The organism is Lysobacter enzymogenes, assembly GCF_017168095.1.
Lineage (GTDB): Bacteria > Pseudomonadota > Gammaproteobacteria > Xanthomonadales > Xanthomonadaceae > Lysobacter > Lysobacter enzymogenes_D.
The window spans coordinates 33,478-45,992 of the sequence record NZ_LXSD01000615.1 but is presented as its reverse complement, the minus strand read 5'-3'; the positions used below and the strand labels follow the sequence as shown (position 1 = coordinate 45,992).

Below are 12,515 nucleotides of genomic sequence, written 5' to 3'. Positions count from 1 at the left end.
GCCGGCCCGGGCCGCGGGCGCCCGCCGGCGCGGCGCCGCCGCGCGGCCGTGTCGCCGGACCGATGGAGCGTCCTATGTGGAAGAGATCGACGGCCCTGCTCGCGTTGTTTCCTTTCGTCGCCGCATGCACAGGAGTGAACATGAAGCCAAGTTACGCCAAATCGGCGGTCGAGCCGGTCGTCGTGCAGAAACTGCAGGACGATGAGTTGAGCCTGCGCTACAGCGTGTTTCCGGAGAGCTCGTACTACTCCGGCGGCGTCAACTACGAAAAGGCCGGCGATACGCTGAAGATCGTGATCGACCGCTGCGGCATCAGCGACAAGTGCGCGCCGATGGCCAAGACCGTGATCCCGCTGGACGACAAGTGGCAGGCCGAAGTGCGGCTGCCCTATCACGGCGAGAAGGTCGTGCTGGTCCATGCCGACCAGGAAGAGCAAATCTACCCTTGAGCAGCGCGCTGGCCACGCTAGCCGCGCCGGCGCGATCGATGGAGCGAACGAGCAATGGGCGACCCCGCTAAGACCGTACTGGGAATACACACCAACGCCGGCCCCGGGCCGAACGGCGAACCGGCCGGCCTGACCGACGGCCATGCCTGGATCTCGGTGACCCGCGACGGCAAAACCGAAGTCTATGGCCTGTGGCCCAACGGCCACCCGCGCTTCGCCAACGAAAACCCGCATCCGGAAAGCAACATCCGCAAGGGCATCGAAGTCGGCCGCGGCTTCGAGCCGACCGCGAGCCGCTACATCGAGCTCAGCCCCGAGCAGGAGAAGAAACTCGACGCGGCGCTGAAGGAAAAAGTCACCTGGGGCTACACCAACACCTGTGCGTCCTGGGCCAGCGACGTCACCGAGAAAGTCACCGGCCAGCGCATCAGCGCCAGCGAACTGCTCGGCGCCACCGGCACCCCGCGGCAGTTGTACGAGAGCATCAACGAGCTGGAGAAGAAGCAGCCGACCGCGCCGGACAAGGGCGCGCCGCCGCTCAAGCCGGGCGAGCACGGCTCCAGTTCGCTGTCCGCCGCCGAGCCGGCCGGGCCGCTGAAGAACGCGCAGGACAACGCGGTGTACCAGGCGATCCGCGACAAGGCGCCGGCCGAGGTGCCCGACGCGGCGGTGGCCTATGCGGTGCTCAAGGCCAACCAGGACGCGAAGATCACCCAGCCCGGCGAGGTCGCGATGGTCGCGGTGCGCGACGACAAGCTGTTCGTCGCCGGGCAGACGCCCGGGCACGTCGCCGCGGTGGATTTGAAGCAGCCGATTCCGGCGGTGGCCGACGTCGACGCGCAACTGGCCGTCGCGCACGGCAAGGCGCAGGCGCCGCAGCAGGCGGTCGCGCAGGAACAACAGCAGCAAACCTCGCAGCCGTCGTTTTCCAGAGCCTAGGCCCGTACCAGACGTATTGCCCGCGGCGACGCGCGCAACGAAAAGCCCGGCGCCAGGCCGGGCTTTTCGTTTCCGCATTCGGCTCGCGCAAACGGGCCTGGCAAACGGGCCGCGCCGGCCGGCGCGCAAACCGCGGGCAAAAAAGAGCCCGACCTTGCGGCCGGGCTCCATCGCGACTTTTCGGGGGAGAGAGAGAATTCGCGATTGTCGCCGGAATCTTTCCGGCCGCGTTCTTCTTAGAAGCTGAAACGCGGACCGATGAAGAATTCCTTCTCGCCGCCGTCGATGAACTTGGCGTCGGCGGTGATGCCCCAGTTCTGGTTGAACTTCACCTGGGTGCCCAGACGGGCGTAGAACTTGCTGTCGTACTTGTCGGCGAGGTTGCCGTAGTTGCGGGTGTTGTCGAAGTCCTGGTAACCGCCGAAGGCATAGCCTTCCCAGTTCGGCGCCAGCGAACCGCGCACGCCGACTTCGACCAGGCCGCCCTTGAACTTGTCCGAACCGAAGCCGTTGCCCAGGTCGTACTTGTTCTGCTCGTAGGCGATGCGGGTGACCAGGTCGACGCGCTGGCTCAGCTCGTGGTTGTAGCCCACGCCGACGTTCCAGCGGTCGACGTCCGCGCTCGGGGTACGGAAGGTGTTGCCGCCGAACACGTAGTTGCGCGAATCGGTCTCCTGCTTGCTGTAGCTGCCGAAGACGTGGAAATTCGGGTGGAACGCGTACGAGCCGGCGATGGTCCAGCCATCGGAGTCGGCGAACTTGTTCTTGGCGTCGATCTTGGCGTAGCCGGCTTCGACGTAGTTGTAGGAAATGCCTTCGGCGGCCGAAGCGGCGAACGGCAGCGCGGCGGCGAGGGTCAGGGCAAGCAATGCACGCTTCATAAAGGTCTCAGCCTCTTATTGGTCTTATTCCGTTTCCACCCGCCTCGGGGTAAGGCGACCGTGTGGATCCGGTGTGCGCAGTATCGTCATCGCGCTTCAATCGCGCCTGAATTTTTCTAAGTTTTTTATAGGAACTAAACGTTCTGTTTACGGTACTTGGACCTGCGCATAGGCCTGAAGTCATGGTTTTCAAGGGGTTTTCGGCGTTGCGCGCGATCCAGTCTTGCTCGCGGCTGAACATCGCCGCGCACGATCGGCAAACCGTCGCGGCGCAAGAAACGGATGGCGCGAGCCGACGCGCATCGTCAGCATGACGTTCGTCATCCGCTTGCGCTGCACGGCGCCTACCCCATGACCACCGATGCGATCGATCGATCCGAAAACGCCGCGCCCGATGCGGCCGATGCGCGCGAACGCCTGCGCCGGCGCATCGACGGCTACGACTGGAACGCGGTCGGCGCCGCGCTCGATGCGCAAGGCTGGGCGAATCTGCCGGCCTTGCTCAGCGCGCGCCAATGCGCGGCGCTGGCCGACGGCTACGACGAGGACGAGCGCTATCGCAGTCGCGTGGTGATGCAGCGCCACGGTTTCGGCCGCGGCGAGTACCGTTATTTCGGCTATCCGTTGCCGGCGATGGTGCAGACCCTGCGCGAAGGCCTGTATCCGCACCTGGCGCCGGTGGCGGCGCGCTGGAGCGCCGCGCTGGCGCAGGCCGGCGAGTATCCCGACACGCTCGATGCGTTCCTGGCGCGTTGCCGCGCGGCCGGCCAGACGCGGCCGACGCCGCTGCTGCTGCGCTACGTCGAAGGCGACTACAACTGCCTGCACCAGGACGTTTACGGCGAACACGTGTTTCCGTTGCAGGCGGCGATCCTGCTGTCGCAGCCGGGCCGCGCGGAGGAAGGCGGCGACTTCGAAGGCGGCGAGTTCGTGCTGACCGAGCAGCGCCCGCGCATGCAGTCGCGTGCGCAGGTGGTGCCGCTGCGGCAGGGCGATGCGGTGCTGTTCGCCGTGCGCCACCGGCCGCAGCGCGGCGCGCGCGGGTTCTATCGGGTCAACCTGCGCCACGGCGTGAGCGCGTTGCGCGCGGGACGGCGGCATACCTTGGGCGTGATCTTCCACGACGCGCAGTGACGCGGCGAAGGCCGCGGCACAACGCGGCAGCGGCCCGGCTGCGGCCACGGCGCTGTTGCATCCGCGCATCGCGCGGCGCTGACCGCATCGCCGCGGCGCCGGCGTTGGCTCCTAAGTCGCCGATCCGCGACCGGCGCGCCGCATCGCGGCGCCGCCGCAAGGACGCATCGATCACAAGGAGCCCGCCATGCCGCTGTCAGACCAATCGTTCGTGCGCCGCGAACTCGACTTCCCCGGCGCCTTGCGCCAAGGCGCCAGCGGCGCGGCGGTGAAACGCGTGCAGGAGTGGCTGGGCTACCACGGCAACGGCACGCCGATCGACGGCAAGTTCGGGCCAGGCACCGACCGCGCGCTGCAGGGATTCGCCGCGCGCAAGCGCATCGCCTACGGCGGCGAAGTCGGCCCCGCGCAGTGGGCGGCGCTGACCGAACCGCTGGCGCGCGTGCTCGGCGCCGGCGCCAACGCGCCGGCGGGCAAGCCGTATCCGCAACTGGTGCGCTGGTTCGCCGAGCAGCATCTGCTCGCCCATCCGATCGAACTGGGCGGCGCCAACCGCGGGCCGTGGGTGCGCTTCTACATGAAGGGCAGCGAGGGCGAGAGCATGCTGTGGTGCGCCGGCTTCGTCAGCACGGTGCTGCGCCAGGCGACCGAGCACGCCGGGCGCGCGATGCCGGTCGCCGGCAGCTTCGGTTGCGACGAACTGGCCGCGCAGGCCAAGGCCGGCGGACGCTTCCTCGGCGGCCGCGCGGTCGCCGGCGCAGCGCCGGGCTTCGCCGCGCTCGGCGCCTGCGGCGTGTTCCTGGTGCGCAAGACCGCCAGCGACTGGGTCCACACCGGTTTCGCCTTCGACGGCAATGCCGACAGCTTTCTCAGCATCGAGGGCAATACCGACCACAAGGGCTCGGCCAACGGCTTCGAGGTGGCGCAGCGCGCGCGCAAGACCGCGGCCTGCGACTTCATTCGCCTGGGCTGAGTCGCCTGCCTCTGGCCAGTCGGGGCGAGCCCGCCTGGAGTGAATCACCCCATCGCACTCGCCACGCGGGCCCGCCGGCGGCGCGCCCGCAAATCTTCCGGACGATTCTCCGTCGGGCCGTATTGACGGCCTGCGCCTGCCCGCTTACCTTGTGCCGATAATGAAATGATATATCGTTTCATTTCACACTTTTGAGCAAGCGGGGATGCGGTGGACACAGGCAGGCGGGGAGGCCGCGCGGCAGCGGCGGCTGGAAATCGAGCACAACGGTGCGGCGCGGCCGCGCCTGAGGCCGGGCCGCGCTGGCTCGCCGGCGCGGTGCTGGCCGCGTTGGCGCTGCCGTCCGGCTTCGTCCCGAGCGCGTTCGCCCAGAACGGCCCGGCCGCCCCGGCCGAGAGCGCCGGCGGCGCCGCGCCCAAGCTGCTCGACAAGGTCACCGTGGAAGGCGCGCCCGCCGCATCGCTCGACCGGCCCGCGCCGACCGCCTCGCGCCTGGGCCTGAGCGCGCGCGAGACGCCGGCGACGCTGGAGACCGTGACCCAGGAACAGATCCAGGCGCGCGGCCTGCGCGGCAGCATCGAGGCGCTCAACGCGGCGCCGGGCGTGCTCGCCGGGCAGTTGCCATCTTCGCCCGGCATGGCCTCGATGCGCGGCTTCAGCGGCGGCGCGATCGCGCTGCTGTACGACGGCGTGCGCCAGAGCGCCGCGCCGCTGGTCACCCGCGATTTCGACAGCTGGAGCTTCGAGCGCATCGAAGTGCTCAAGGGCCCGGCCTCGGTGCTGTACGGCGAAGGCGCGCTGGCCGGCGCGATCAACCTGGTGCCCAAGCGCCCGGACTTCGACGGCCGCGCGTTCGCCGCCCTGGTCGGCATCGGCAGCTTCGGCAGCCGGCGCTACGCGGTCGATTTCAACGAGCCCCTCGGCGAACGCCTGGCGCTGCGCGCGATCGCCAGCCAGCGCCGCAGCGACGGCTACGTGGACGACACCGCCAGCGCGGCGACCTCGGCGACCGTGGCGCTGCGCTGGCGGCCGAGCGATGCGGTCGAGGTCGATATCGCGCTGGATCACTTCGAGGACGACTACGACACCGCTTATTGGGGCACGCCGCTGATCCCGGCCGCGCTCGCGCGCGATCCAAGTCCGCTGGTGCGCAGCGCGGACGGCCGCGTGCTCGACCGTTCGCTGCGCCGGCGCAACTACAACGTCGACAACGGCCTGCAGGATTCGCGCGGCGACTGGCTGCGCAGCCGGGTCGGCTGGCAGATCGGTGACGGGCTGCGGTTCTCCAACGAATTCAGCTACTACGACGCCAAGCGGCGCTGGTGGAATTCGGAAACCTACGCCTTCAACGCGCGCAGCGGCCTGCTCGACCGCGGCAGCACCCGGATCGAGCACGAACAGCGCTTCTGGGTCGAACGCGCGACGTTGTCGGCCGACAGCGACTGGGGCGGGCGCCGCAACCGCGCCGCGGTCGGGGTGGAGATCAGCAACGGCGACTTCGCGGTGATGCGCCGCTTCGGCACGACCGCGCCGGTCGATCCGTTCGCGCCGCAGCGCGGCCTGGGCGGGTTCGCCGACACCGCGGCCAACTTCCCGGGCGCCGGCAACCGCGTCGACTTCGATTCGCGCACCCGGGTGTATTCGCTGTTCGCCGAAGACGCATTCAACCTCAGCGAGCGCTGGCTGCTGCTGGCCGGCGTGCGCTACGACCGGATCGAGCTGCAGCGGCGCATCGAGGACCGCAACACCGGCGCGATCACGCGTTTCGAGCGCAGCTACGAGCCGCTGTCGTGGCGCCTGGGCACGGTCTACGACCTGGCGCCGGCGACTCAGCTGTACGCGCAGTACAGCACCGCGGTGGCGCCGGTCGGCAGCTTGCCGCTGCTGTCGTTGGCGAACTCGCGCTTCGAGCTGACCCACGGCCGCTCGGCCGAGGCCGGGATCAAGAGCAGCGTATGGAACGGCCGCGTCGACCTCGGCGCGAGCGCGTACTGGATCGAGCAGGACGACATCGTCACCCGCGATCCGCGCAACGCCAATCTGTCGGTGCAGGGCGGTACTCAATCCTCGCGCGGCGTAGAGCTTACCGCCGCCGCTGCGTTGACCCGCGCGCTGCGGGTCGAGGCGAGCCTGGCCGCGCTGGATGCGCGCTTCGACAAGCTGCGCGAAGCCGGCGGCATCGACCGCGCCGGCAACGTGCCGCCGAACGTGCCCGAACGGCTGGCGCAACTGCGCGCCAGCTACCGCTTCGACGCGCTGCCGCTGACCGTCGGCGCCGGCGCGCGCTACGTCGGTCCGTGGTACGCCGACAACGCCAACCGCCTGCGCGTCGCCGGCCGCACGGTGTGGGACGCCAGCGTCGCTTACCGCTTGCCGTTCGGCGAGATCGCGCTGTACGGCCGCAACCTCGGCGATGCGCTCTACGCCGACTGGACCGGCGGCGCCGCCGATCAGTTCGTGCTCGGCGCGCCGCGCAGCGTCGAACTGACCATGAGGGTGAATCTATGAGCCTGCTGCAAGCTGCGACCGACGCGCTGCGCCTGGACGGCGTGCGCAAGGACTTCGGCGACCGCCACGCGCTGCGATCGCTGTCGCTGGGGATCGCGCCGGGCGAGGTGTACGCGCTGCTCGGCCCCAACGGCGCCGGCAAGACCACCACCTTGAACCTGATCCTGGGCTTCCTGGACGCCGACGGCGGCCGCATCGAAGTCGCCGGCATCGATGTGGCGCGCGACAGGCTCGGCGCGCGCGCACGGATCGCCTATCTGCCGGAAACGGTGATGCTGCACCCGCAGCTCGACGCGATCGAGAACCTCAGCTATTTCGCCCTGCTCGGCGGCCGCCGCATCGATGGCAGGCAAGCGCGCGATCTGCTGGCGCAGGCCGGCCTGCAGGCCGAAGCGCATACCCGCCGCGCCGGCGGTTTCTCCAAGGGCATGCGGCAGAAGGTCGGCCTCGCCATCGCGTTGGCCAAGGACGCGCAGTTGTTGTTGCTGGACGAGCCGACCTCGGGGCTCGACGCCAGCGCTGCCAACGATCTCTCGCACGGCGTGCGCGCGGCGTCGCGGCGCGGCGTGGCGGTGTTGATGGCGACGCACGATCTGTACCGGGTCAAAGATGTGGCGCATCGCCTCGGCATCCTCAGCGCGGGCCGGTTGTTGACCGAGCGGCGCACCGCCGAGCTGTCGGCGTCGCAGATCGAGGCCCTGTACCTGCAAGAGCTGGACGCGGCGGGAGCGGCCGCCGCATGAGCGCTTCGCTGACCGCCTACGAATGGACCCTGCTGCGCCGCGACCGGCGCGCGTGGTGGGCGCTGCTGGCGCTGGCCGCGCTGGTGCTGCTGGCGTTTTCCTTCGATCTGGCGACGGTGGCCGCGGGCAACGCCGCCAAGGCCGAGGCCGCGCGCGCCGAACGCGCGCGCTGGCTCGGGCAGGGCGAGAAGGATCCGCATTCGGCCGCGCACTACAGCATCTTCGCGTTCAAGCCGGCGCCGCCGCTGGCGGCGCTGGACCCGGGCGCGCAGCCCTTCGTCGGCCAGACCGTGTGGCTGGAAGCGCACGTGCAGAACGACATGCTGTACCGGCCGCAAGGCGAGGCGTCGGCGCTGCAGCGTGCGGGCCTGGCCAGCCCGGCCAGCCTGTTGATCGCGTTCGCGCCGTTGGTGGCGTTCCTGCTGGCGTTCACCGCGGTGGCGATGGATCGCGAGCGCGGCACCTTGCGCCTGGCGCTGGGCGCGGCGCTGCGGCCGCGCGCGATCGTCGCGGCCAAGACCTTGGCGATCTGGTCGGCGCTGCTGTTGGCGCTGCTGGCGCCGGTGAGCGTCGCCGCGGCCGTCGCCAGCGCGGCGCTGGGCGGCTTGAGCGCGGACGTGGCGCTGCGGCTGGCGCTGTGGGCGGCGGCGATGGCGGCCTACCTGGGCGTGCTGAGCGCCTTGGGCGTGGCGGTGTCGCTGCTCACGCGCAGCGTGCGCGGCGCGCTGGCGGCGCTGTTCGGCCTGTGGATCGTGCTGGCGCTGGCGGTGCCGCGCTGGGCCAGCAGCGCGGTCGATGCGGCGCTGCCGTTGCCGTCGAGCCAACAGGTCAAGCAGCAACTGCAAGACGAGGCGCCCTCGTTCTGGACCGCCGAGGAAGCCAGGAAACATCGCGAAACCTTGCTCGCGCGCTACGGCGCCAAGGACGCGAGCGAGCTGCGCGTGGACGCGCGCGGCGCCGAGCTCGATCTGAGCGAGCGCCACTCGCACGCAGTCTTCGACCGCGTGCTCGGCGGCTTCTACGACCGCGTCGCCGCGCAGGACCGCGCGTTCGCCGCGTGGGGCTGGCTGAGCCCGGCGGCGGCGATGCAGAGCCTGTCGCCGATGCTGGCCGGCAGCGACTTCGGCCACCACCGCCGCTTCATCGACGCCGCCGAGCGCTATCGGCGCGCGTTGGTCAATCGCATGAACGAGGACGTGATGGCGCATCCGCTCAACGGCGCGCAACCGCGCCATACCAACAACGAATCGCTGTGGGCGCAGATTCCGCAGTTCGAAGCGCCGGCCCCGGCCTTGGCCGCGAACTGGCGCAACGCCGCGCCGGCGCTGTTCGGCCTGCTCGGCTGGGTCGCCCTGGCCGCCGGCCTGTTGGCGCTGGCGGCGCGCAGGCTGCGGCCATGAGCGCACCCGCAGACTACGCCGGCGCGCTCGCGCTGCCGGACGCGCGCAGCGCCGGCTTCGCCGAGCTGTTGCGCTGGGAGCTTCGGCATATCGGCCGCAGCCGCCTGCTGTGGACGGTGCTGGGCCTGCTGTTCGCGGCGATGCTGTGGGGCGCGCACAGCGGCGCGGCGCTGCATCGCGGCCAGGACCGCGCGATCGAGCGCAGCCGCGCCAGCGACCTGGCCTGGACCCGGCAAATCCTCGAACGCGCCCGCCGCTACGCCGAGCCCGCGGCCGAGCCGGTGCCTTATTGGCAGGACCCGACCGACGTCGCCGGCTTCAGCCGCTATTTCCTGCGCGCCCACAGCTACAAGCCGAACCTGCCGTTGTCGGCGCTGGCGGTCGGCGGCAGCGACCTGACGCCGACGCGCCTGCCGGTGAAGCTGGAAACGCCGTTCGGGGTGGAGCCGGCCTACGACTTCGAAAACCCGCGCGCGCTCGGCCTGGGCCGTTTCGACCTGGGGTTCGTGCTGGTGTATCTGCTGCCGGTCGCGGTCGTCGTGCTGATCGGCCTGCTCGCCACGTTCGAACGCGACCACGGCATGTTGCGGCTGATCGCCGCGCAACGGGTCGGCCCGCGCGCGTGGCTGGGCGCGCGCATCGCCGCGATCGTCGCCTGGCTGGCGCCGGCGGCGCTGCTGGGCCTGGCGATCTCGTTGTTCTCGGCCGGCGCCGACCTGGGCGCGGCCGTTCCCGAGTTGATCGCGTCGGCGGCCCTGGTGGTGGCCTACCTGGCGTTCTGGGCCGCGCTGGGATTCGTCGTGGTGTCCGCGTGGCCCGGCGCCGCCGGCGCGATCAGCCTGATGAGCGCGGTGTGGGCGGTGTTGGCGATCGGCCTGCCGCTGCTCGGCAGCGGCGTCGCCGCGCGGCTGGGCGATGCGCCCACGCCGATCGCCTATGTCGATGCGCAACGCCGCGCCAACGACGCCATCGCCGGCGAGCGCGATGCATTGCTGGCGCGCGATTTCCGCGCCCGCGCCGATCTGTCGGCTGCGCTCGACAAGATCGGCGGCCTCGACTACGCCACCCGCCTGAGCTTCCTCGCGCCGGAACTGGAACGCCGCCTGCAACCGCTGCGCGACCGCCAGGAATCGGCGCGCAGCCTGCGCGAGCGTTGGTCGCAGTGGGCCGGTTTCGTCGCGCCGCCGCTGGGCATGGAGCAGGCGCTGGCGCGCTTGGCCGGCACCGACGCCGAGCGCCATCGCCGCTTCGAACGCCAGACCGCGGCGTATCAGCGGCAATTGCGCGATTGGTTCTATCCGCGCATCCAGCGCCAGATCGCCGCGCCGACGCCGCGCCCGCGCGCCGACAGCTACGGGCGCATGAACTTCCTCGAGTTCGACGCGATTCCGGCCTATGCCTGGAACGAAGCGCCGGCGTGGTCGCGGGTGGCCGGCGCGCTGCCGACGGCGCTGTGGCTGATGGTGCTGGCGACAGCCTTGGGCGGGTGGGCGCTGCGGCGCCTGCGGCAATGGCCGGCGGAACTGTGAGCATGCGCGCGCACGCATCCGCATACCGCCTGGGCGCGGCGTTGTTGCTGTACGCGGCGGCGGCGCCGGCGCAGCGCGTCGGCGACAACGCGGTGACCGCGGCCGAGGACGCGTTCGGCGCCACGCTCGGCAATGAGACCATCGGCCTGTACAGCGCCAGGCAAGTGCGCGGCTTCTCGCCGGTCGACGCCGGCAACGTGCGCATGGACGGCATCTACTTCGACCGCCAGGGCACGGTGCCGCCGGCGCTGGTGGAAGGCTCGACGATCCGGGTCGGCCCGTCGGCGCTGAACTATCCGTTCCCGGCGCCGACCGGCATCGTCGATTACCGGCTGAAGAAGGCCGGCGACGAGCGCGTGCTCAGCGTGCTCGCCGCGCTCAACGCCTACGGCGCGCCGGCGCTGGAGTTCGACGCGCGCCTGCCGCTGATCGAAGGCCGCCTGGGCATCGCCGCCAGCCTGGCGCTGGCGCGCGAGGAGTATTACGACGGCGCCGACGCGCGCTATGTGCGCGCCGGCTTCGTGCCGCGCTGGCGGCCGAGCGAGAACGTCGAGATCCTGCCGTTCTGGAGCATCTCGCGCGGCCGCGACGAGGAAGTGGCGCCGACCATCCTCACCGCCGGCCCGTACCGGCCGCCGAAGATCGAGCGCCGCCGCCACTTCGGCCAGAGCTGGAGCGACAACGAATACGACAGCCGCAATTTCGGCGTGCTGGCGAAGGCGCGCATCGGCGCGGACTGGGCCTTCGCCGGCGGCGTGGTGCGTTCGATCAACAACCAGCCGCAGGGCTTCGCCGAGCTGTTCTCCGACACCACCCGCGACGGGCTGACCCGCGAGCGCGTGGTCGCCGATCCGCGCCAGCGCTACGCCTCCACCAGCGGCGAACTGCGGCTCAGCCGCAGCTTCCGCGAAGGCCCGCGCCTGCACGTGCTGCACGCGGCGGTGCGCGGGCGCGGCGTGGACAGCGAATACGGCGGCTCGGCGCCGGCGATCGATTACGGCTGGCGGCCGCTCGGCGAACCGCGGCCGCAGCCGCGGCCCGAGGCATTCGCATTCGGCGAGCGCACCCACGACCGGGTCGAACAATGGACCGCGGGGCTGGCTTACGAAGGGCGCTGGCGCGAGGTCGGCGAGTGGAACCTCGGCATCCAGCGCAGCCAATACCGCAAGCGCATCGTGCAGCCCGGCGCGGCGCCGGCGCTGAGCCGCGACGACCCGTGGCTGCCCAGCGCCAGCGTGTCGCTGCAGCTGAGCCCGCGCCTGGCGCTGTACGCCGGCCACACGCGCGGACTCGAAGAAAGCGGCATCGCCCCGGACGACGCGGCCAACCGCAATCAGGCGCTGCCGGCGATCCGCACCCGCCAGACCGATGCGGGATTGCGCTGGAAGCTCGGCGACGATCTGAAACTGGTGGCCGGCGCGTTCGACGTGCGCAAGCCGTACTTCGCCACCGACGAGAACAACGTGTTCGGGCCGCTGGCCGAGGTGCGCCATCGCGGCATCGAGCTGAGCCTGAGCGGCAAGCCCGCCGACCACTGGACGCTGGTGGCCGGCGCGGTGCTGATGCGGCCGCGGGTCAGCGGCGAAGCGGTGCGGCTGGGCCGGGTCGGCGACCGGCCGATCGGCCAGACCGAGCAGTTGCTGCGCGCCGATCTCGAATACCGCCCGCCCGCGCTGCCGGGCTGGTCGTTCGACGCCTCGATGAGCCGCTACGGCGAGCGCGTGGCCTCGCGCGACGGACGCAACGTGGTGCCGGCCTACGCGCTGGTCGATGTCGGCGCGCGCTATCGCTTCCGCCTCGGCGAAGCCCCGGCGAGCCTGCGCCTGCTGGTGGCGAACGTCGGCGACACCTTCACCTGGAACATCTACGGCAACAACAGTTTCGGCCTCATCGACGGGCGCCGCTACGTGGCGCAGCTGACGGTGGATTTCGACGGTTGATCGTCGCGCTCGGGGAGAT

At 70.9% G+C, this 12,515-nt stretch carries 10 protein-coding genes; 9 read left to right on the top strand and 1 reads right to left on the bottom strand.

The genetic code is table 11. The features are described from left to right. Positions 1-140: 140 nt before the first annotated feature. Both A7A76_RS23885 and A7A76_RS23880 read left to right on the top strand, forming a co-directional pair. Entirely contained in the window at positions 141-449 is a 309-nt protein-coding gene (locus A7A76_RS23885) for a hypothetical protein (RefSeq protein WP_206413655.1), read from the top strand. Positions 450-503: 54 nt separating this feature from the next. Continuing rightward, entirely contained in the window at positions 504-1,388 is an 885-nt protein-coding gene (locus tag A7A76_RS23880) for a hypothetical protein (protein ID WP_206413654.1), read from the top strand. A 236-nt stretch (positions 1,389-1,624) separates the two neighbouring features. Here A7A76_RS23880 and A7A76_RS23875 read toward each other — a convergent pair whose 3' ends face one another. Continuing rightward, positions 1,625-2,269 (bottom strand): diffusible signal factor-reguated Ax21 faimly protein, encoded by a 645-nt coding sequence (locus tag A7A76_RS23875; RefSeq protein ID WP_206413653.1) that lies wholly within the window; start codon positions 2,267-2,269, stop codon positions 1,625-1,627. A gap of 351 nt (positions 2,270-2,620) precedes the next feature. On the opposite strand from A7A76_RS23875, the gene A7A76_RS23870 reads away from it, so the two are divergent. The 7 genes from A7A76_RS23870 to A7A76_RS23840 all read left to right on the top strand — a co-directional run bounded on the left by A7A76_RS23870 (position 2,621) and on the right by A7A76_RS23840 (position 12,496). Beyond that, positions 2,621-3,403: a 2OG-Fe(II) oxygenase gene (locus A7A76_RS23870; protein WP_206413652.1), complete on the top strand. Its 783-nt coding sequence runs from the start codon at positions 2,621-2,623 to the stop codon at positions 3,401-3,403. Positions 3,404-3,590: 187 nt separating this feature from the next. Next, positions 3,591-4,376 carry a peptidoglycan-binding domain-containing protein gene (locus A7A76_RS23865; protein ID WP_206413651.1) on the top strand — a complete coding sequence of 262 codons (786 nt, stop codon included), beginning with the start codon at positions 3,591-3,593 and terminating at the stop codon, positions 4,374-4,376. A 318-nt stretch (positions 4,377-4,694) separates the two neighbouring features. Further along, entirely contained in the window at positions 4,695-6,884 is a 2,190-nt protein-coding gene (locus A7A76_RS23860; protein WP_206413650.1) for a TonB-dependent siderophore receptor, read from the top strand. Then, a complete protein-coding gene (locus tag A7A76_RS23855) occupies positions 6,881-7,627 on the top strand; it encodes an ABC transporter ATP-binding protein (protein ID WP_206413649.1) in 747 nt (248 codons plus the stop codon). Before A7A76_RS23860 ends, A7A76_RS23855 begins: the two co-directional genes overlap by 4 nt. Next, positions 7,624-9,027 (top strand): ABC transporter permease subunit, encoded by a 1,404-nt coding sequence (locus A7A76_RS23850; RefSeq protein ID WP_206413648.1) that lies wholly within the window; start codon positions 7,624-7,626, stop codon positions 9,025-9,027. The genes A7A76_RS23855 and A7A76_RS23850 overlap by 4 nt, the downstream gene beginning before the upstream one ends. Next, on the top strand, positions 9,024-10,556 hold the full coding sequence (locus tag A7A76_RS23845; protein ID WP_206413647.1) for a DUF3526 domain-containing protein: 1,533 nt from the start codon (positions 9,024-9,026) through the stop codon (positions 10,554-10,556). The genes A7A76_RS23850 and A7A76_RS23845 overlap by 4 nt, the downstream gene beginning before the upstream one ends. Before the next feature lie 2 nt (positions 10,557-10,558). Beyond that, positions 10,559-12,496 carry a TonB-dependent receptor domain-containing protein gene (locus tag A7A76_RS23840; protein ID WP_206413646.1) on the top strand — a complete coding sequence of 646 codons (1,938 nt, stop codon included), beginning with the start codon at positions 10,559-10,561 and terminating at the stop codon, positions 12,494-12,496. Positions 12,497-12,515: the final 19 nt, after the last annotated feature.

Bases quoted from the DNA above. Each gene is read 5' to 3' on its own strand.
- A7A76_RS23885 (WP_206413655.1), top strand. From the start codon at position 141: ATGAAGCCAAGTTACGCCAAATCGGCGGTCGAGCCGGTCGTCGTGCAG.
- A7A76_RS23880 (WP_206413654.1), top strand. From the start codon at position 504: ATGGGCGACCCCGCTAAGACCGTACTGGGAATACACACCAACGCCGGC.
- A7A76_RS23875 (WP_206413653.1), bottom strand. From the start codon at position 2,269: ATGAAGCGTGCATTGCTTGCCCTGACCCTCGCCGCCGCGCTGCCGTTC.
- A7A76_RS23870 (WP_206413652.1), top strand. From the start codon at position 2,621: ATGACCACCGATGCGATCGATCGATCCGAAAACGCCGCGCCCGATGCG.
- A7A76_RS23865 (WP_206413651.1), top strand. From the start codon at position 3,591: ATGCCGCTGTCAGACCAATCGTTCGTGCGCCGCGAACTCGACTTCCCC.
- A7A76_RS23855 (WP_206413649.1), top strand. From the start codon at position 6,881: ATGAGCCTGCTGCAAGCTGCGACCGACGCGCTGCGCCTGGACGGCGTG.
- A7A76_RS23850 (WP_206413648.1), top strand. From the start codon at position 7,624: ATGAGCGCTTCGCTGACCGCCTACGAATGGACCCTGCTGCGCCGCGAC.
- A7A76_RS23845 (WP_206413647.1), top strand. From the start codon at position 9,024: ATGAGCGCACCCGCAGACTACGCCGGCGCGCTCGCGCTGCCGGACGCG.
- A7A76_RS23840 (WP_206413646.1), top strand. From the start codon at position 10,559: ATGCGCGCGCACGCATCCGCATACCGCCTGGGCGCGGCGTTGTTGCTG.